15 protein-coding genes are annotated in these 18,601 nt (G+C 62.2%); 11 read left to right on the forward strand and 4 right to left on the reverse strand.

Features of this window, described 5'->3' with window-relative positions; genetic code table 11:
• Nucleotides 1–484: 484 nt before the first annotated feature.
• The 6 genes from tkt to RB548_RS15535 all read left to right on the forward strand — a co-directional run bounded on the left by tkt (nucleotide 485) and on the right by RB548_RS15535 (nucleotide 7,875).
• A complete protein-coding gene (tkt, locus tag RB548_RS15510) occupies nucleotides 485–2,467 on the forward strand; it encodes a transketolase (protein WP_331372153.1) in 1,983 nt (660 codons plus the stop codon).
• Nucleotides 2,468–2,537: 70 nt separating this feature from the next.
• Nucleotides 2,538–3,548, forward strand: a complete 1,011-nt coding sequence (gap, locus tag RB548_RS15515) for a type I glyceraldehyde-3-phosphate dehydrogenase (RefSeq protein WP_331372154.1) — start codon at nucleotides 2,538–2,540, stop codon at nucleotides 3,546–3,548.
• 5 nt (nucleotides 3,549–3,553) lie between these two features.
• Entirely contained in the window at nucleotides 3,554–4,129 is a 576-nt protein-coding gene (locus RB548_RS15520; RefSeq protein WP_331372155.1) for a putative glycolipid-binding domain-containing protein, read from the forward strand.
• A 13-nt stretch (nucleotides 4,130–4,142) separates the two neighbouring features.
• Nucleotides 4,143–5,342: a phosphoglycerate kinase gene (locus RB548_RS15525; RefSeq protein WP_331372156.1), complete on the forward strand. Its 1,200-nt coding sequence runs from the start codon at nucleotides 4,143–4,145 to the stop codon at nucleotides 5,340–5,342.
• 247 nt (nucleotides 5,343–5,589) lie between these two features.
• On the forward strand, nucleotides 5,590–6,615 hold the full coding sequence (locus RB548_RS15530) for a class I fructose-bisphosphate aldolase (RefSeq protein ID WP_331372157.1): 1,026 nt from the start codon (nucleotides 5,590–5,592) through the stop codon (nucleotides 6,613–6,615).
• A 342-nt stretch (nucleotides 6,616–6,957) separates the two neighbouring features.
• The gene (locus tag RB548_RS15535) at nucleotides 6,958–7,875 is read left to right on the forward strand and encodes a PhzF family phenazine biosynthesis protein (RefSeq protein WP_331372158.1); all 918 of its coding nucleotides are present in this window, start codon (nucleotides 6,958–6,960) and stop codon (nucleotides 7,873–7,875) included.
• Between the two features lie 26 nt (nucleotides 7,876–7,901).
• Here RB548_RS15535 and RB548_RS15540 read toward each other — a convergent pair whose 3' ends face one another.
• The gene (locus RB548_RS15540; protein ID WP_331372159.1) at nucleotides 7,902–9,794 is read right to left on the reverse strand and encodes an adenylate/guanylate cyclase domain-containing protein; all 1,893 of its coding nucleotides are present in this window, start codon (nucleotides 9,792–9,794) and stop codon (nucleotides 7,902–7,904) included.
• A 173-nt stretch (nucleotides 9,795–9,967) separates the two neighbouring features.
• Complete coding sequence (locus RB548_RS15545; protein WP_331372160.1) at nucleotides 9,968–10,123, reverse strand: hypothetical protein; 156 nt, start codon at nucleotides 10,121–10,123, stop codon at nucleotides 9,968–9,970.
• Nucleotides 10,124–10,464: 341 nt separating this feature from the next.
• Here RB548_RS15545 and RB548_RS15550 point away from each other — a divergent pair, with 341 nt between their 5' ends.
• The 3 genes from RB548_RS15550 (at nucleotide 10,465) to rcdA (ending at nucleotide 12,912) form a co-directional block, all read left to right on the forward strand.
• Nucleotides 10,465–11,769, forward strand: a complete 1,305-nt coding sequence (locus RB548_RS15550) for an MFS transporter (RefSeq protein WP_331372161.1) — start codon at nucleotides 10,465–10,467, stop codon at nucleotides 11,767–11,769.
• Entirely contained in the window at nucleotides 11,756–11,944 is a 189-nt protein-coding gene (locus tag RB548_RS15555) for a DUF1192 domain-containing protein (protein ID WP_136508111.1), read from the forward strand. Before RB548_RS15550 ends, RB548_RS15555 begins: the two co-directional genes overlap by 14 nt.
• A 449-nt stretch (nucleotides 11,945–12,393) precedes the next feature.
• A complete protein-coding gene (gene rcdA / locus RB548_RS15560) occupies nucleotides 12,394–12,912 on the forward strand; it encodes a protease adaptor protein RcdA (protein WP_331372162.1) in 519 nt (172 codons plus the stop codon).
• Nucleotides 12,913–13,061: 149 nt separating this feature from the next.
• Here the strand turns inward: rcdA and rpmE are convergent, their stop codons facing one another.
• On the reverse strand, nucleotides 13,062–13,283 hold the full coding sequence (gene rpmE / locus RB548_RS15565) for a 50S ribosomal protein L31 (protein ID WP_180939035.1): 222 nt from the start codon (nucleotides 13,281–13,283) through the stop codon (nucleotides 13,062–13,064).
• Nucleotides 13,284–13,590: 307 nt separating this feature from the next.
• On the opposite strand from rpmE, the gene RB548_RS15570 reads away from it, so the two are divergent.
• Nucleotides 13,591–15,393, forward strand: a complete 1,803-nt coding sequence (locus RB548_RS15570) for an ABC transporter transmembrane domain-containing protein (RefSeq protein WP_331372163.1) — start codon at nucleotides 13,591–13,593, stop codon at nucleotides 15,391–15,393.
• Between the two features lie 126 nt (nucleotides 15,394–15,519).
• The gene (locus tag RB548_RS15575; protein WP_331372164.1) at nucleotides 15,520–16,512 is read left to right on the forward strand and encodes a Bug family tripartite tricarboxylate transporter substrate binding protein; all 993 of its coding nucleotides are present in this window, start codon (nucleotides 15,520–15,522) and stop codon (nucleotides 16,510–16,512) included.
• Between the two features lie 407 nt (nucleotides 16,513–16,919).
• Here the strand turns inward: RB548_RS15575 and RB548_RS15580 are convergent, their stop codons facing one another.
• A complete protein-coding gene (locus RB548_RS15580) occupies nucleotides 16,920–18,569 on the reverse strand; it encodes an FAD-binding dehydrogenase (RefSeq protein ID WP_331372165.1) in 1,650 nt (549 codons plus the stop codon).
• Between the last annotated feature and the right edge of the window lie 32 nt (nucleotides 18,570–18,601).

Here is an 18,601-nt window from a genome sequence, read left to right on the forward strand (position 1 = left end):
AACGTATGAAGCGGATTTCCGCCCCGCTCTAAATCAACCTGCCACTGCATGATTCCTTAAATCGGATTCGATTAAGGATAAAATCATGCAGCATTTCAAAGTGCTACAGCGATCTTAGCCGTCCGATTGGACGCGCGGCGCTGTAGAGTCCTCTGCGCGTTCCCCGAACGCGGCGCTCCGGAAGAGCCGAATCGCCGGACGCAGTCCGCTGCTTCGCCTCGATTCTTTTTAAACCCATTACGCAAGTCTCAACAATGCCCTCAGCGGCAAACACCGTCGGAAGCTGTGGATCATCGCCCCTGAGCAAGCGCAGCACTGGCGCATGCTGCAGCGCAAGAACGATATCGAAAAGCGCGTCGCCATTTAGCCGCGGAAGGCCCGTATTTATTGACTCGCGCGGCGCACCTGCTATGTGTCTGCCGCTTCTCACACGGTCTTGGAGGATATAGACCGTCCCTGACCACCGAACCCAAACGGAACAGTCATGATCTCTCGCGAAAAACACGATCGGATGGCAAATGCGATCCGCTTCCTTTCCATGGACGCCGTCGAGAAGGCAAATTCCGGTCATCCAGGTCTCCCGATGGGCGCTGCCGATATCGCAACCGTCCTCTTCACGCGCTACCTGAGCTTCGACCCCAAGAATCCCGCATGGCCCAACCGTGACCGTTTCGTGCTTTCGGCGGGCCACGGCTCGATGCTGCTTTACTCGCTGCTCTATCTCACGGGCTATGAGGACATCACCATCGACGAGATCAAGAACTTCCGCCAGCTCGGCTCGCGCACGGCCGGCCATCCGGAATACGGCCATGCGGCCGGCATCGAGACCACCACCGGTCCGCTCGGCCAGGGCATCGCCAATTCGGTCGGCATGGCGATCGCTGAGCGCAAGCTACGTGACGAGTTCGGCAGCGACCTGATGGAGCACTACACCTACGTGCTCGCCGGCGACGGCTGCCTGATGGAAGGTGTCAGCCAGGAAGCGATCGCGCTTGCCGGTCATCTCAAGCTCAACAAGCTGATCGTCTTCTGGGACGACAACAACATCTCGATCGACGGCCCGATTTCGATCGCGGATTCGACCGACCAGCACGCACGCTTCCGCGCCTGCAACTGGAACACCATCGCGGTCGACGGCCATGATCCGGACGCGATTGCCGCGGCGATCGAACAGGCCCAGAAATCCGACAAGCCGACGATGATCGCCTGCAAGACCGTCATCGGCTTCGGCGCCCCGAACAAGGCCGGCACGCACAAGGTCCATGGTTCGCCACTCGGCGCCGACGAAATCGCCGCCACGCGCAAGGCGCTTGGCTGGGAGGCCGAGGCCTTCACCGTTCCCTCGGACGTGCTCGATGCCTGGCGCCTCGCCGGCCTTCGCTCGACCAAGGCGCGCAAAGACTGGGAAGAGCGCCTCGAAAAGACCGAGACCGAGAAGAAGGCGCAGTTCATCCGGCGCTTTTCCGGCGAGCTCGAAGGCAGCCTCGCCTCCGCAATCAGCTCCTACAAGCAGAAACTCGCTGAAACCAAGCCGTCGCCCGCGACCCGCAAGGCCTCCGAGGACGCGCTCGAAGTCATCAATGGCGTTCTCGCCGAGACGATCGGCGGCTCTGCCGACCTGACCGGCTCGAACAACACCAAGACCAGCCAGACCCATTCGATCACGCCGGACAACTTCTCCGGCCGCTACATCCACTATGGCGTGCGCGAGCACGGCATGGCGGCGGCGATGAACGGCATGGCGCTGCATGGCGGCCTCATCCCCTATTCCGGCGGCTTCCTGATCTTCTCGGATTACTGCCGTCCGTCGATCCGCCTCGCGGCATTGATGGGCATCCGCGTCGTCCACGTGCTGACCCACGATTCGATCGGTCTCGGCGAAGATGGCCCGACCCATCAGCCGGTCGAGCACATGGCAGCGCTGCGCGCCATTCCGAACCTTTTGATGTTCCGTCCCGCCGACGCGACGGAAACGGCCGAATGCTGGCAGCTTGCGCTCGAAAGCCATAACCGCCCGTCCGGCATCGCGCTGACGCGCCAGAACCTGATGGCGGTGCGCAACGAATATGAGGAAGAAAACCTCTGCGCCCGCGGCGCCTATGACCTGATCTCCGCAAGCGATGCGAAGGTGACGATCTTCGCCACCGGCTCGGAAGTCGAGATCGCCGTCAAGGCCTGCCAGGCGCTCACCGCCAAGGGCGTTTCGACGCGCGTCGTGTCGGTTCCCTGCTTCGAGCTCTTTGCCGAACAGAGCGAAGATTACCAGCAGGCGATCATCGGCTATTCGCCGGTCAAGATCGCGGTAGAAGCCGGCATCCGCCAGGGCTGGGATCATTTCATCGGCACCGATGGCACGTTCATCGGCATGTCGAGCTTCGGCGCTTCCGGCCCCTACAAGGACCTCTACAAGCATTTCGGCATCACGCCGGAAGCCGTTGTAGCGGCTGCGGAAGCCAAACTGTCCTGATCAAGCCGGGGGGCGCTTCCCAAGGCGCCCTCTATTCGTAAAACGCCATTCTGACAGGGAAGGACCCGACATGACAGTGAAAGTCGCCATCAACGGTTTTGGCCGCATCGGCCGCAACGTGCTCCGCGCGATCGTCGAATCCGGCCGCACCGACATCGAAGTCGTCGCCATCAACGACCTCGGCCCGGTCGAGACGAACGCCCACCTGCTGCGTTTCGATTCCATCCACGGCCGCTTCCCGGCTGACGTGAAGGTCGACGGCGACGCCATCGTCATCAACAACGGCAGGCCGATCAAGGTCACCGCCATTCGCAACCCGGCGGAACTGCCGCACAAGGAACTCGGCGTCGACATCGCGATGGAGTGCACCGGCATCTTCACCGCCCGCGACAAGGCGGCCGCCCACCTCGAAGCGGGCGCCAAGCGCGTCATCGTCTCGGCCCCGGCCGACGGCGCTGACCTGACCGTCGTTTACGGCGTCAACCACGACAAGCTGACGAAGGACCACCTGGTCATCTCCAACGCTTCGTGCACGACGAACTGCCTGGTTCCGGTCGTCAAGGTCCTGAACGACGCCGTCGGCATCGACCACGGCTTCATGACGACGATCCACTCCTACACGAACGACCAGCCGTCGCTCGACCAGATGCACAAGGATCTCTACCGCGCCCGCGCGGCCGCTCTGTCGATGATCCCGACCTCGACCGGTGCCGCCAAGGCCGTCGGCCTCGTTCTGCCGGAACTGAAGGGTAAGCTCGACGGCACGTCGATCCGCGTTCCGACTCCGAACGTCTCGGTCGTCGACTTTAAGTTCGTCGCCAAGCGCAACACCACGGTCGAGGAAATTACCAACGCCATCAAGGCTGCCTCGAACGGCGCGCTGAAGGGCGTTCTCGGCTATACGGAAGAGCCGCTCGTTTCGCGCGACTTCAACCACGACAGCCATTCCTCGATCTTCGCGATCGACCAGACCAAGGTCATCGAGGGCAACTTCGTTCGCATCCTCACCTGGTACGACAACGAATGGGGCTTCTCGAACCGCATGGCCGACACAGCGATCGCCTTCGCCAAGCTCATCTAACTCAGATGTTCCGCGCCCTTTCCTCAACGACGGTGCGGTGGCGCCCGCTCGAAGGGGAAGGGCTCGAACATCTGAGCCTCAGGGCTCTTGAAGCAACCGCCGGCGCGGCGATCCGCGCCGAAAGCGTCGTCATCGGCGAACACGGCGGCCGTCCTTATGGCCTGCGTTACCTGATCGATTGCGACGCAAACTGGCAGGTGATGTCCTTCCTGATCGAAACGACGGATGGCAGGGCGTTGCACCTGCTCTCGGACCGCCAGGGGCATTGGCGCGACCTCAACGGTGTCGCTCTTCCTGAATTCGACGGCTGCATCGACATCGATCTCGCCGGCACACCCTTCACCAACACGCTCCCGATCCGCAGGCTGAAGCTCAGCCGGAAGGCGGGCACGGCAAAGCTCAAGATGCTTTACGTGCCCTTCGACACCTTCCAACCCGTGATCGACGGCCAGCACTATACCTGCCTCGAAGACGGCAGGCTCTATCGTTACGAGGCTGAGGACCGGAGCTTCGCTGCCGACCTTCCCGTCGACGAGGACGGGCTTGTCACCGACTACCCCACCCTCTTCCGCAGACTTTGACCGGAGACATCTGATGACTTTCAAGACCCTCGACGACCTGACCGAAATTGCCGGCAAGCGCGTACTCGTGCGCGTCGATCTCAACGTGCCGGTCAAGGATGGTCAGGTGACCGACACGACCCGCATCGAGCGCGTTGCTCCGACGATCCGCGAGCTTTCCGAAAAGGGTGCCAAGGTCATCCTGCTTGCCCACTTCGGTCGTCCGAAGGGCGAACCGGTCGCCGACATGTCGCTGAAGACGATCGCGCCCGCCGTCGAGGAAATCCTCGACCAGCGTGTTCATTTCGCCGCCGACTGCATCGGCGACAAGGCCGCCAATGCCATTGCCGAGATGAACGACGGCGATGTGCTCCTGCTCGAAAATACCCGCTTCCACAAGGGCGAGGAAAAGAACGATCCGGCCTTCGTGACGGCACTCGCCGCCAATGGCGACATCTATGTCAACGACGCCTTCTCCGCCGCCCATCGCGCCCACGCCTCAACCGAGGGGTTGGCGCATCACCTTCCGGCCTATGCAGGCCGCACCATGCAGGCCGAACTCGAGGCTCTCGAAAAGGGCCTCGGCAATCCGAAGCGTCCGGTCGTCGCCATCGTCGGCGGCGCCAAGGTTTCGACCAAGATCGACCTCCTGCAGAACCTGGTGAAGAAGGTCGACGCCCTCGTCATCGGCGGCGGCATGGCCAATACCTTCCTTGCCGCACAGGGCATCGACGTCGGCAAGTCGCTCTGCGAGCATGACCTTGCGGACACGGCAAAGTCGATCGTTACCGCCGCGTCTGCGGCCGGCTGCGCCATCGTACTGCCGGAAGACGGCGTCGTCGCCCGCGAGTTCAAGGCCGGTGCTGACAACGAAGTCGTTGACATCAAGGCAATCCCGGCCGACGCCATGGTGCTCGATGTCGGCCCGAAATCTGTTGCCGCGATCAACGACTGGATCTCTCGTGCAACGACACTGGTGTGGAACGGCCCGCTCGGCGCCTTCGAAATCGCGCCCTTCGACAAGGCGACCGTCGCTGCCGCCAAGCATGCGGCGGCCCGCACGCGGGCCGGTTCGCTCGTCTCCGTCGCCGGCGGCGGTGACACGGTCGCAGCCCTCAATCACGCCGAAGTCGCGGACGATTTCACCTATGTTTCGACGGCTGGCGGCGCCTTCCTTGAATGGATGGAAGGCAAGCCGCTGCCGGGCGTCGACATCCTGCACCAGCAGAAGTGAAGCAAGCCTCCGACCCGGGGGCGAAATATGCACCCCGGGTCGGAGGACGAAAAAATAATTATGATATTTCAAACGATTAAAATAATTTAAATCGTTTCAGTCGATTTTCGCGCCATTTTCCCGGACAATTTCTTCTGTTATCGCGCCTTTATTCGGGACGCGGCGGACGCATCTGCGCCTCAGACCGAACTTGTTTTCATTCGTCGCCCGCTCCGTTGGTGATCGGCGCTGTCTAAGGAGAAAAAACATGAGCGAAAGACTGGAAGATATTGCGGTTGCCATGGTCGCCAACGGCCGGGGCCTGCTCGCCGCCGACGAGTCGACCGCAACGATCAAGAAGCGCTTCGACAGCATTGGACTGGAATCCACCGAGACCTCGCGCCGTGACTATCGCGAGATGCTGCTGCGGTCCGACGAAGCGATGCGCAACTACATTTCCGGCGTGATCCTTTATGAGGAAACGCTGTTCCAGAAAGCGGCCGACGGCACGCCGCTGGTCGAAGTCATCCGGCAGGCCGGCTCGATTCCCGGCATCAAGGTCGACACCGGCGCAAAGCCGATGCCCTATTTCGCCAAAGAGACGATCACCGAAGGGCTCGATGGTCTCGCGGCGCGGCTTGCAAAGTACTACGAAGCCGGTGCCCGCTTTGCCAAGTGGCGTGGCGTCATCGCCATCTCAGATGCCCTTCCGACCTGGGGTGCAGTCAAGGCAAACGCCCACGCACTCGCCCGCTATGCAGCGCTCTGCCAGGAGGCGAAGATCGTGCCGATCGTCGAGCCGGAAGTGCTGATGGACGGCGCACCGGGCGACCATTCGATCGAGCGGTCGGAAGAGGTCACCGAGTGGGTGCTGCGCACCGTCTTCGAGGAACTTGGCGATGCACGCGTCAAGCTCGAAGGCATGATCCTGAAGCCGAGCATGGTCATCGACGGCAAGAAGGCACGCAAGGCGTCCGTCAGCGAGGTTGCTGAGCGCACGGTCAAGGTGCTGAAGCGTACCGTGCCTTCCGCCGTTCCGGGCATCGCCTTCCTCTCCGGCGGCCAGTCGACGGAAGAAGCGACCGCGCATCTCTCCGCCATCAACACGGCGCATGACCTGCCCTGGAAGCTCACCTTCTCCTATGGTCGAGCCCTGCAGCAGGAGGCGTTGAACGCCTGGAACGGCAAGGCGGAAAACGTCGCCGCCGGCCAGCGCGCCTTCACGCATCGGGCGAAGATGTGCAGCCTAGCGGCCAAGGGCAGCTGGAAGAAGGACCTCGAAAAGGCCGCTTGAGCGGCGTCAGCATCCGACCGAAAAGGTCTGATGTGGCGTCCGGATAAACCCGGTGGGCAAATAAAAGAGCGTTTGAGGGGAGAGAAGAGAAAGCCCGGCGGCAGCGATGTCGCCGGGCTTTTGCGTCGAACGGAGCCCTTGGGCCGCGGCCCGGAGGCAATTGTCAGGGAGACAAGTTCGCTGTTTCAGACGGCCGGTCAAGGCTCTAAATCCGTAGTCCGATCGACTACAGCGCCGCGCGTCTTGTCAGACGCGCAAAGGACGCTGTAGCACTTTGAATAGCTGCATGTGTTTATCCTTAAATCGGCTACGATTTAAGGATACATGCGGCAGGAGCCTGCAATGACCACCGTTTCCTTCGTCACCGTCGATGTCTTCAGCTCCGAACGCTTCGCCGGGAACCAGCTTGCCGTGATCCCGGACGCACGCGGACTGACCGATCGTCAGATGCAGGCGATCGCCACGGAGTTCGGCTATTCGGAAGCCACCTTCGTGCTCCCGCCGGACGATCCCGCAAACACGGCGCGGGTGCGCATTTTCACGCCCACGACCGAAGTGCCCTTTGCCGGACATCCGAATGTCGGCACCGCCTTCGTGCTCGGCCGGCAGCTGGAAATCTTCGGCAAGTTGCCGGGCGACCACCTGCGTTTCGAGGAAAAGGCGGGATTGGTCGAGGTTGCCCTCTTGCGCCAAGACAGCATCGTCACCGGCGCGAGCATCGTCGCGCCGCAGCAGCTTGTGGTCGGCCCCACCATCGACGCCGCGACCATCGCCGCCTGTGCCTCACTTCCCCCGGCAAGCGTGAGCGACCGCTGCCACGCGCCGGTGCGGATATCCGTCGGCCTTCCCTTCGCCATCGCCGAAATCCGGGACGTGGAAACGCTCGCGACGGCGCGTCCGAACGTCAGCGCCTTTGATGAGGCGAACGACCGTTATCCGCTTGCCGAAGACAGCTTCAGCCTGTTCCTCTACGCCCGCACACAGCACCAACCGTGGAAACTAAGAGCCCGCATGTTCGCGCCGCTCGACAATGTCATCGAGGACCCGGCAACCGGCAGCGCCTCGGCAGCGCTCGGCGCCCATCTCGTCTCGCTTCTTCCCGAAGCCGATGCCGAAGTGGCGATCGTGATCGAGCAGGGCGTGGAGATGGGGCGCCGCAGCCTGATCACGGTCGGCGTCAGCAAGAGGGAGGGCTCGATCCGCAAAGTCAGCGTCTTGGGCGACTGCGTGACGGTAATGCGCGGATCGATCGAGATTTGATCGCGCAACGCCGGGGAGATCCGAAATCAGCACCCTGGGGACTGGTCGTCCTCGAGCGCATCGAGGAGCGCGCGGAAGCGGGGGTGGTCACGAATGGCGTCCAGATCGGAGTCCTGCTTGAACCACAGGAGGTGATAGTAGGAACTTTGCGGCACGACGGTCTCAAGGAGGTCGAGGGCGCGCTCGCCCTCACCGAGAAGCGAATAAACGCAGGCTGCATTATATTGCGCGACCACGTCGTCCGGATCGATCGCCAGCGCACGAGCCACCCATTCCTTCGCGCGCTCGGGTTCGCCCATGTGCGCCAGCGCCAGCGCGCCGCGATGAGCCGGGCTGGCATTCTCCGGATGCCGCTCGAGCGCGCGTTCGGCCCGCGCGATCCCGACCCGCGCCCAGCGCTGGCGCTCGGTTTCCATCCCGAGCGAGAAGTAGCAACCCATCAAATGAATCGGCGAAAAATAGTCATCCGGCCTGATCTCGGCCGCGCGCTGGAAGAATTCGACCGCCTCCTGAAACCGACCAAGCGCAAACAGGAAACGACCATAATATAAGTTCGCTTCATAAAGCGAAGGATCAAGCGCCAGAGCCTGGCGGAACTCGCGGCCGGCCTCCTCCGTTTGCCCTTCGTGATTCAATGCCAACCCGCGTGAGGCATGCGCTTCCGCAAGATTTGGATCGAGCGCCAGCGCCCTTGCGCTCATATCGAGAATGCTCTCGAGCGGAAACTCCTTTTCGTGCCAGTCCCTGATCGCACATTCGCATTCGGCTATGCCGGCATAGGCACGGGCATAGTTCGGATCGAGCTCGACCGCCTTCATGAACATCCGGCGCGCAAGCAGCAGGTAGGGCCGGGTCCAGGTACGCGAGAACTGCCGGCCGCGGAGATAGTAGGTATAGGCCTCGACGGAGGTGGTCGGATCGCTCTCGATCGCCTTCTTCTCTTCCGGCAGCAGCTTGATCCTGAGCTGGTCGACGATCGCGTGCGTGATCTCGTCCTGGATCATGAAAATGTCCGTGAGTTCGCGATCGTAGCGGTCTGCCCACAAATGCCCGCCGGTCTGCGCATCGATGAGCTGGCCGGTGATGCGGACGCGCTCGCCCACCTTGCGGACGCTGCCTTCGAGAATGAAGCGGACGCCGAGTTCCTGGGCGATCTGCTTAACCTTTACCGGTTTGCCCTTGTAGGTGAAGACGGTGTTCCGGGCGACGACATGCAGGCGTGAAATCTTCGACAGATCGGTGATGATGTCCTCGGTGATGCCGTCGGAGAAATATTCCTGCTCCGGATCGTGGCTCATGTTCGTGAAGGGAAGAACTGCAACCGAAAGCTCATAACCGGGTTCCACCGTGACCGTGGCCGGCTCCGCCGACTTCTGGACCGCCGCGTCGCCGAAGGAGATGGTGTAGACGCGGACGCTCGGGGCAATGTTCTTCAACGCATGCTCGCCCTTGTCCACGAAGCCGAGGTCGAGCCGCGAGCCGACGTGATCGCGCACCGAGGCCGAAACCGCGATGCCGGAGGGGTCGGCCAAGCCCTCGAGCCTGGCCGCGACGTTCACGCCGTCACCGAAAATGTCACCGTCTTCGACGATGACATCACCGAGGTGAACACCGATCCTGAGCTCGATGCGCCTGCCCCTTGGCAGGCCTTCGTTTCTGGCGAGCATGCCGCGCTGAATTTCAGCTGCACAGGCGACGGCATTCACCACACTCGAGAATTCGACGAGCATGCTGTCGCCCGCAAGCTTGACGACACGTCCCTTGTGGTTTGCGATCTTGGGCTCCAGGAACTCGCGGCGATGTCTTTTCATCGCTGCCAACGTGCCGGCTTCGTCGGTACCCATGAGACGGCTGTAACCCACGACATCGGCAGCGAGGATGGCGGTCAGACGACGTTCCAAGAGACCCTCGATTTTCATCTTGTGTCCGAACAAGCTAACTTAGCCCTTTATAGTCTGGATGTCGTGCGGATACTTCCGCACCTTCCCCATCAGAATAGCGCGGCATCCAAGGCGGATCTGTTTCAAATGGAACGGTTCCGTGAGGTCTCAACCACCCCGGGTACTGCCGCTTGAAAAACACGTCCGGGCAGCTACGGCCGCACAAGCACTGTGATCATCATAACCGCGATCGCGAAAACTGCGATCTTCCAGAAATCGCGGCGTTGCCGGAGCCCCGGGAAGCCGAGTGGCTTGATGGCTTGAACGCACATCGCGAGCAGCAGGAGTGCCATCAGGATTTTCGACATTCGTTCATTCCCGCAAAGCTCTGTTCGCAGTGACGGACCGGATGGCAAAACGGGATGCAGCGGAAAGCGCCTGTGCACTTTTCGCCATCACTTCCCTTCGCGCCATATCGTCGTCACTTTTCGTCGCATAGAGGGCTATTGTTTCCGCCGCCGATTTGCAATGACAGGTGGCACAAAATCCGGCTACAGCGCCGCGCGTCCAATCGGACGCGCAAAGGTCGCTTAGCACTTTGAAGTGCTGCATGACTCCTTAAACCGATTCCGATTTAAGGAATCATGCAGTAGCAATTGCGGGAACTCGCCCCTAGCTTGCAGACGGCAGAACGATTTTCGGATTGATGATGAGAAAGAACCTGCTTCCCGTCACCGCACTCCTGCTTGGCACCCTGTTTCTCTTTCTCGGAAACGGTCTGCAGAGCCTGCTCCTGCCGGTCCGCGGCACGGCCGAAGGATATCCAACAACCATTCTCGGTCTTCTTGGCACATCCTGGGCCTCGGGCTTCGTTCTCGGCTGCTTCTTCGCACCGAACGTCGTCAAGCGGATCGGCCACGTGCGCGCCTTTAGCGTCTTCACGGCCTTGATCGCAATCATCTCACTGCTCACCGGCATCATGATCGATCCGATCTGGTGGGTTGCATTGCGCGCGGTCACCGGTTTTGCGACAGCGGGCACGTCGATGATCATCGAAAGCTGGCTGAACGAGCGCGCCACCAATGAAAGCCGTGGCGTGATCTTCTCGCTCTATATCGCAATCACGCTTTTCGGAGTCGTCGGCGGTCAGATGATGATTCCGTTCGGCGAGACGACGACGACCTTCTTTTTCATGATCTGTGGCATTCTCTATTGCGTCGCAATGCTGCCGACGCTGCTCTCCAAGGCCGCCACGCCGCAACCGCTGAAACAGGTCCGGCTCGACCTGCGCGGCCTCTATCGCAATTCGCCGGTCTCCTTTCTTGGCATCCTGTTGGTCGGCATCGCCAACGGCGCCTTCGGTACGCTCGGCGCCGTCTTCGGTCGCCAGGCCGGTCTTTCCGACAGCACCGTCGCGACGATGATGAGCGTGGCAATCTTTTCGGGAGCCGTCATGCAGTTGCCTGCGGGGCGTATTTCTGACCGTGTCGACCGGCGTTACGTGCTGGCCGTGCTGGCCGGCGTCGGCGCGCTTGCGGGCCTTCTGATCTTCCTCGTCGAACCGAACCAGGTCTGGATCGTCTTGACGCTGATCGCCGTCTACGGTGCCGCCGCCAATGCGCTCTATCCGATCGCGGTCTCCCACGCCAACGACTTCGCCACGCCGGAAGAATTCGTCAAGGTTTCGGGCGGCCTCTTGCTGCTCTACGGCATTGGCACGATCATCGGCCCGACGATCGGCGGACCGGTGATGACCGCGACGGGGCCCTACGGCCTATTCATGATCACGGCCTGCGCGCATATTTTGATCACGGCCTACGCGATGGTCCGCAGCCGCCGGCGTGCGCCCGTTCCGGTCGCCGAGCGCGACGCCTTCACGCCGGTCAATGCCGGTACTCCGACGACACCGGAAAGCCTGCAACTTTCACCGCGTGCCGCGCCGCTGGACGAGCTGCGCGACGAGGATGTGAGCGACAACCCCGAGGAAGAGGAGAGATCGAATGAGCCTGTTTGACGACGACCTTCCAAAGAAGAAAACAGCCCACGAGATCGGCAGCGACCTGTCGCTGCTCTCTGTCGATGAACTGACGGCGCGCATCGCGCTCTTGACGGAGGAGATTGCGCGATTGGAGGCCGAGCGGGACCGCAAGTCGGCAAGCAGGTCGGCGGCCGACAAGCTGTTTCGCTAGGTCGCGACGCTTCCGGCTTCGTGACCCGATATGAAAGTAACTTAACGGCAAATTAAGCATTTTCGGCGATTGTCAGATTATCCGGTTCCCCCGGACTCAGACATTTTCTCCGACTGGCGAATGGGTCTGATTTTTCTCCCTGTTTTACCTTGAGAGCCGCTTTTCGCGGCTCTTTTTTTGTCTTCAGCGCCGGGGCCTTTTGGACCGCAAGGGACGCTGAAGCACTTTGAAGTGCTGCATGATTTTGTCGGCAAACCGACTCCGATTTGAGGAATCATGCAGTAGCGAACAGGGTATTTCAAAGAATTGTGGAGATTAACCCTTTCTTAAGAATACCCTTGCGCGGAATACGGTATGGGATCATTCTTCAACCATAAGGGGACCAGGGGAGCTTTCCCGGAGTCGCCCGTTACCTGACCGTGATGCGTTTGAACCAGGGAAAACAGGCCATGTCCGAGAGAGGATTGAATACCGTCAGCTTCGCGGGACACGCTGCGTCCTCGGCGCAGTTCAAGGCGCTCTATGCAGAAGGCATGGGCCTGGTCGAGGAAACCGCGAGCTATCTCGACGGGCCGGGCCGTCTGGCCTCCAAGGCGCTGCCGCGCATGGCCTCGGTGCTCTACGCCGCAGAGTCGATGCGGCTTACCACGCGGCTGATGCAAATGGCTTCCTGGCTCCTTCTTCAGCGCGCCGTCAACAACGGCGAAATGAGCCGTGACCAGGTTCTCTCGGAAAAGAGCAAGGTTCGCCTCGACAGCTTCAACGTCGATCGCAACGCGCCGGGCTGGAACGACCTCCCCGAGACATTCCGCGATCTGATCGAACGGTCGCTCCGTTTGCAGAACCGCGTCGCCATACTCGACCGCGAGATTTACCGGCCGCAGGAGGCGACGACCTTCGTTCCTGACAACCAGAACGGCGTCAAGGCGCAGATCAAGCTGCTGCAGACCGCCTTCGGCACCAACTGACACCGGCAACCTGATCTCCCCAGGCAACCTTGAACCCGGCCGCGCGCCGGGTTTTTAGTTTGGCTACTGCATCTGGAGAGAAGGGTTTGCGGCAAACAACAAAAAAGCCCGGCGGAGCCGGGCTTCGAACACGCCGGAAAGGCGAGCGATCAGAGGCCGAGGCCTTCGAAGCGCTTCTTGAACTTGGAGACGCGGCCGCCGCGGTCGACGAGCTGCTGGCTGCCACCGGTCCAGGCCGGATGCGACTTCGGATCGATTTCCAGGTTCATGGTGGCGCCTTCCGAACCCCAGGTCGAGCGGGTTTCGTATTCGGTGCCGTCGGTCATGACCACCTTGATCATGTGGTAGTCGGGATGGATGTCTGCCTTCATAACAATCTTCCTAGAGTTCCAGGGTCCAATTGTCGCAAGGCATTGCGACTTTGGGACCGAACACGTAAATGAAGCCGCAGACCACCACTGGGCTACGGCTCCCCAATTCGATGCCGTGCCTATACATGAAGGTCTGCGGGATAACAAGTGCCGCGCGGAAGACTTATCAGGAAAGCCCTTCCGCGCCACTGCATGATTCCTTAAATCGGAATCGATTTGAGGACAAAATCATGCAGCATTTCAAAGTGCTACAGCGACCTTAGCGCGTCCGATCGGACGCGCGGCGCTGCAGGCGATCGGGGGTCATGTGTCCAGACGAGAAAACCAACGGCCAGCACGCAGATCCATTCGCCCGCTGGCCACCGTGCTGCCGTACCTCGCGCGCTATCGCCGGCTGGTGGTCGGAGCGGCGATCTCGCTGACGGTCGCCGCCGTCACCACGCTGACCCTGCCGTTGGCCGTCCGGCGGATGATCGACAACGGCTTCACCAATTCCGATTCCGGCTTCATCAACACGTATTTCTCCATGCTGATGGTGCTGGCCGTTGTTCTCGCGCTCGCCAGCGCCGCGCGCTACTACTTCGTCATCTCGCTCGGCGAGCGGATCGTTGCCGATCTCCGCCGCGATGTCTTCGCGAAGGTCACGCGGCTCTCCGCCTCCTTCTTCGATGTCAACCAGTCCGGGGAGATCGTTTCGCGCCTGACCGCCGATACGACGCAGATCAAGTCTGCCGTTGGCGCCACCGCCTCGGTGGCGCTGCGCAATCTGATCCTGTGTCTCGGAGCGATCGGCATGATGATCTATACCAGCCCGAAGCTTTCGAGCCTCGTGCTTGCCGCGATCCCGGTCATCGTCTTCCCTCTCGTCGGTTTCGGCCGGTCCGTCCGCCGGCGCTCGCGCGAGGCGCAGGACACCCTTGCCACAGCCTCCGCCTATGCCGGCGAGGCAATCGCCGCAGCCCGCACAGTTCAGGCCTTCAACGGCGAGGAAAGCGCCAACCGGCATTTCGGCAGCGCGGTGGAAGACGCCTATGGCGCCGCCCGCGCGGCGATCAGGGCGCGGTCGATCCTGACTGGCTTTGCCATCACCATGGTGTTCGGCAGCGTCGTCGCGGTGCTCTGGTTCGGCGCGCGCGACGTGCTTGCGGGCACGCTCTCGGCAGGCACGCTCGGCCAGTTCCTGCTCTATTCGGTCTTCGCCGCCGGGAGCCTCGGTGCGCTTTCTGAAGTGTGGGGCGAGCTATCGCAGGCGGCGGGTGCCGCCGAGCGCCTCAACGAACTGCTGACCGAGGTACCGCAGATCCAGGCGCCCGAGCATCCGGTCGCCATGCCGGTGCCGGCGCAGGGAGCCATCGCGTTTGCCGATGTCCACTTCGCCTATCCTGCCCGTCCGGATTACAAGAGCCTGAACGGTCTGAGTTTTGCGGTCCAGCCTGGAGAAACCGTCGCCATCGTCGGCCCCTCGGGCGCGGGCAAAAGCACGGTCTTCTCGATGCTCCTGCGCTACTATGATCCGGTCAAAGGCACGATCACGGTAGACGGCGTCGACCCCCGCACGGTCGACCCCAAGGACTTGCGTGATCGCATGGCCATCGTGCCGCAGGACGTGACGATCTTCGCCGCCTCCGTGCACGATAACATTGCCTTCGGCGCAGCGGATGCGAGCCGGGAAGCCGTGCGCGCAGCAGCCGTCGCCGCTCAGGCCGACGAATTCATCGCGAAGCTGGACCGGGGCTACGACACGGAGGTCGGCGAGCGCGGGGTGACACTTTCCGGGGGTCAGCGCCAGCGTATCGCGATCGCCCGGGCAATCCTCCGGAACGCGCCGATCCTTCTCCTGGACGAGGCAACCTCGGCGCTCGACGCCGAGAGCGAGACGTTGGTGCAGACCGCGCTCGACGGCCTGATGCGGCAGCGTACGACCATCGTCATCGCCCATCGGCTGGCGACCGTGCTCAAGGCCGACCGCATCCTCGTCATGGATCACGGCCGCGTCGTCGAGGAAGGCACCCACGCATCACTGATCCGCCAGGGTGGCCTTTACGCGAAACTCGCCCGGCTGCAGTTCGACCACGGCGCGGAAGCGCTCTTCGTGGCGGCGCGAAGTTAGACTTTCGTCGTCCAACCGCGGCTGATCCACCCTCCGCCATTGCACTGCGGGAGCCGAACCCTATTGTTAAGGACCCGGCCTTTCGCAGCCGGCATCGTCACCGACGAAATTGGGAGGATTTTCCGCATGGCATTCACGAAACTGACCCGCCGCGCCGCCATCGCCTTCGGCCTTACTGTGCTTTCCGCGCTAAGCCTTGGCACGACGACGCAAGCGCAGGACTTTCCGGAGCGGCCAATAACCCTGGTCGTCCCCTTCGCTGCCGGTGGCTCGACCGACGTGGTCGCGAGAATCATTGCCCAGAAGATGTCGGAAGACCTCGGCCAGCAGGTGATTGTCCAGAACGTGGCGGGTGCCGGTGGCAATCTCGGGGCGGCCAATGTCGCGCGCGCCGATCCGGACGGCTATACGATCCTCATGGCCACGGTCGCGACTCACGCGCTCAACCCGCTGATCCTGAAGACCAAACCTTACGACCCCGAGAAGGATTTCGCACCCATCTCGCTCCTCGTCGTCGTTCCGAATGTACTGGTCGTCAATCCGGAACTGCCGGCCAAGAATGTCCAGGAATTGCTCGCCCTGCTCAAGGCGGCTCCGGACCAATACAGCTACGCCTCTTCCGGCAACGGCACGCCGCTCCACCTCTCGGGCGAGCTCTTCAAGAAGATGGCCGGCGTTGAGATGCAGCACATCCCCTACAAGGGCTCCGGGCCGGCGCTGAACGACGTCATCGGCAACCAGGTCCCGATCATGTTCGACAACCTTCCCTCGTCGTCGGGACATATCAAGGCCGGGACCCTGCGGGCGCTCGCGGTCACCACCGCCGAACGCGCGCCGTCGTTCCCCGATATCCCGACCATCGCCGAATCCGGTATTCCGGGTTACGAGACCTATACCTGGAACGCGCTCTTTGCGCCGGCCAACACGCCTCAGCCGGTGATCGCGCGATTGAACGAGTCGGCGAAGAAGGCGCTTGCCGATCCGGCGGTCCAGAAGCGCATGGAGGAGTTCAGCGCCAAGATCGTCGGCTCGACGCCCGAGGAGCTCGGCGCCCACGTCAAGGCCGAGCTTGCGAAATGGACTCCGGTCGTTCGCGACGCCAACATCCAGATGGATTGACCCTTAGAGCGCTGTGCGTTCAAGTGAACGCACAAAGGACTCTCTAGCACTTTGATTCTAGAGCATCTTATCCGCTTTCAGTGATTCCACTTGAAAGCGGGATGCTCTAGATCAAGATGATTTTGGGTCGAATCGACCCAAAATCATAAACGTGATCGATTCTAGTGAGTTGAGACGCGGGATGCGGGCGGAAAACCGCACACACTTTTCCTCATCCCGCTCGAGTCGAACCGCGCTCCCTGAGAACGCCCCTCATCCGGCTGCCGCCACCTTCTCCCCGCAGGCGGGGAGAAGGGACTCGCGCGCACGCCCAATCAATGCGTTTGTGGGAAGCAGAGCCGAGCCACCGGCTCCCGGTCCCTCTCCCCGTCTTTACCGGGAGAGGGTTAGGGTGAGGGGCAAATGACTCAAACATCCGCGCCCGCATTGCGCCCGGCGGCGCGGCCGGAAAAGATGCAGCCGCCGAGGAAGGTCCCCTCGAGCGCGTTGTACCCATGCATCCCGCCACCACCGAAGCCGGCCACCTCGCCCGCCGCATAGAGGCCCGGAACCGGTTCGCCCGAAATCTCCAGCACCTGCCCCGCGAGATTGGTCTGCAGGCCGCCGAGCGTCTTGCGCGTCAGAATGTGCAGCCGAACGGCGATCAGCGGACCGGCCTTCGGGTCAAGAAGGCGGTGCGGCTTTGCGGTTCGCAGCAAGCGGTCGCCGCGATAGGCCCGCGCCCCGCGGATCGCAATCACCTGGGCGTCCTTGGAGAAGGGATTGGCGATCTCGCGGTCGCGAGCCTCGACCTGGCCTCTCAGATGGGAGGCCGAAAGCCGGTTCTCGCCGGAAAGCCGGTTCATCGCCTCGACAAGATCTTCCAGCCGGTCGCGGACGATGAAGTCCTCGCCCTTGTCCATGAAGGCCTGGACCGGGCCGGGTGGATTTTTGCCGAGCCGCTTCAGAAGAAGCGCCAGGCTCTTTCCGGTCAGATCGGGGTTCTGCTCCGATCCGGAAAGGGCAAATTCCTTCTTGATGATCGCTCTTGTCAGGATGAACCAGCTGTAGTCGTGGCCGCTGCGGCGGATCGCCTCCAGAGTGCCGAGCGTGTCGAAACCCGGCATTGCAGGTGCTGCAAAGCGGTTGCCGTCGGCATCGCACCAGAACGAAGACGGCCCCGGCAGAATGCGAATGCCGTGATCCGGCCAGATCGGGTCAAAATTCCTGAGACCCTCGGTGTAGTGCCACATGCGGTCGGCGTTGATGACGGAACCGCGCGCTTGCGCTGCGATTTCGAGCATACGGCCGTCGACGTGATGCGGTACGCCGCTCACCATTGTCGCCGGAGGTTGCCCGAGGCGCTTGCGCGGCCAGTTTCGGCGCACGAGCTCGTGATTGCCGCCGATGCCGCCGGAGCTGACGATGACCGCTCCGGCCGAGATCTCGAAGTCGCCGACGACGTCGCGGGCGCTGCGCTCGCCACGCGCCACCGGATCCGCCTTGAGGATCGCCCCGCGGGCGCCTGTTACCGCACCATCGGTCGTCACCAACTCGTCCACCCGGTGGCGGAAGCGGAATCGCAGCAAGCCGCGGCTTTCCGCTTCCCGGGCAAGTCGGACAAAAGGTTCGAGAACGGCCGGGCCGGTGCCCCAGGTCACGTGAAAACGCGGGACCGAATTGCCATGACCATGGGCGAGCCCCCCTCCGCGTTCGGCCCAGCCGACCACCGGGAACCAGCGAAGCCCAAGCGAATGGAGCCAGGCGCGTTTCTCGCCGGCGGCGAAGTCGAGATAGGCATCAGCCCACAGCCGCGGCCAATGATCTTCCGGCCGATCGAATTGCGACGAACCCATCCAGTCCTGGCGCGCAAGATCGGGATGATCGCGAATTCCCATGCGTCGCTGCTCGGGACTGTCGATGAAGAACAGTCCTCCGAGCGACCAGAAAGCCTGGCCGCCGAGATTTTGTTCCCCCTCCTGGTCGAGAACGATCACCTTGCGGCCGCGGGCCGCAGCTTCGGACGCCGCCACGAGGCCGGCAAGGCCCGCACCGATGACCAGCACATCACAATCCATGAAAGGCGCCCTCCCCCCGCATCCTTCGACGT

Source organism: Sinorhizobium chiapasense, from assembly GCF_036488675.1.
In the GTDB taxonomy this organism is placed as follows: domain Bacteria; phylum Pseudomonadota; class Alphaproteobacteria; order Rhizobiales; family Rhizobiaceae; genus Sinorhizobium; species Sinorhizobium chiapasense.

What these genes read in the sequence shown, in the direction of transcription:
- RB548_RS15525 (WP_331372156.1), top strand. Translation starts at nt 4,143, where the DNA reads ATGACTTTCAAGACCCTCGACGACCTGACCGAAATTGCCGGCAAGCGC.
- RB548_RS15550 (WP_331372161.1), top strand. Translation starts at nt 10,465, where the DNA reads ATGAGAAAGAACCTGCTTCCCGTCACCGCACTCCTGCTTGGCACCCTG.
- RB548_RS15530 (WP_331372157.1), top strand. Translation starts at nt 5,590, where the DNA reads ATGAGCGAAAGACTGGAAGATATTGCGGTTGCCATGGTCGCCAACGGC.
- RB548_RS15540 (WP_331372159.1), bottom strand. Translation starts at nt 9,794, where the DNA reads ATGAAAATCGAGGGTCTCTTGGAACGTCGTCTGACCGCCATCCTCGCT.
- rcdA (WP_331372162.1), top strand. Translation starts at nt 12,394, where the DNA reads ATGTCCGAGAGAGGATTGAATACCGTCAGCTTCGCGGGACACGCTGCG.
- RB548_RS15535 (WP_331372158.1), top strand. Translation starts at nt 6,958, where the DNA reads ATGACCACCGTTTCCTTCGTCACCGTCGATGTCTTCAGCTCCGAACGC.
- RB548_RS15575 (WP_331372164.1), top strand. Translation starts at nt 15,520, where the DNA reads ATGGCATTCACGAAACTGACCCGCCGCGCCGCCATCGCCTTCGGCCTT.
- gap (WP_331372154.1), top strand. Translation starts at nt 2,538, where the DNA reads ATGACAGTGAAAGTCGCCATCAACGGTTTTGGCCGCATCGGCCGCAAC.
- RB548_RS15555 (WP_136508111.1), top strand. Translation starts at nt 11,756, where the DNA reads ATGAGCCTGTTTGACGACGACCTTCCAAAGAAGAAAACAGCCCACGAG.
- RB548_RS15580 (WP_331372165.1), bottom strand. Translation starts at nt 18,569, where the DNA reads ATGGATTGTGATGTGCTGGTCATCGGTGCGGGCCTTGCCGGCCTCGTG.
- tkt (WP_331372153.1), top strand. Translation starts at nt 485, where the DNA reads ATGATCTCTCGCGAAAAACACGATCGGATGGCAAATGCGATCCGCTTC.
- RB548_RS15545 (WP_331372160.1), bottom strand. Translation starts at nt 10,123, where the DNA reads ATGTCGAAAATCCTGATGGCACTCCTGCTGCTCGCGATGTGCGTTCAA.
- RB548_RS15520 (WP_331372155.1), top strand. Translation starts at nt 3,554, where the DNA reads ATGTTCCGCGCCCTTTCCTCAACGACGGTGCGGTGGCGCCCGCTCGAA.
- rpmE (WP_180939035.1), bottom strand. Translation starts at nt 13,283, where the DNA reads ATGAAGGCAGACATCCATCCCGACTACCACATGATCAAGGTGGTCATG.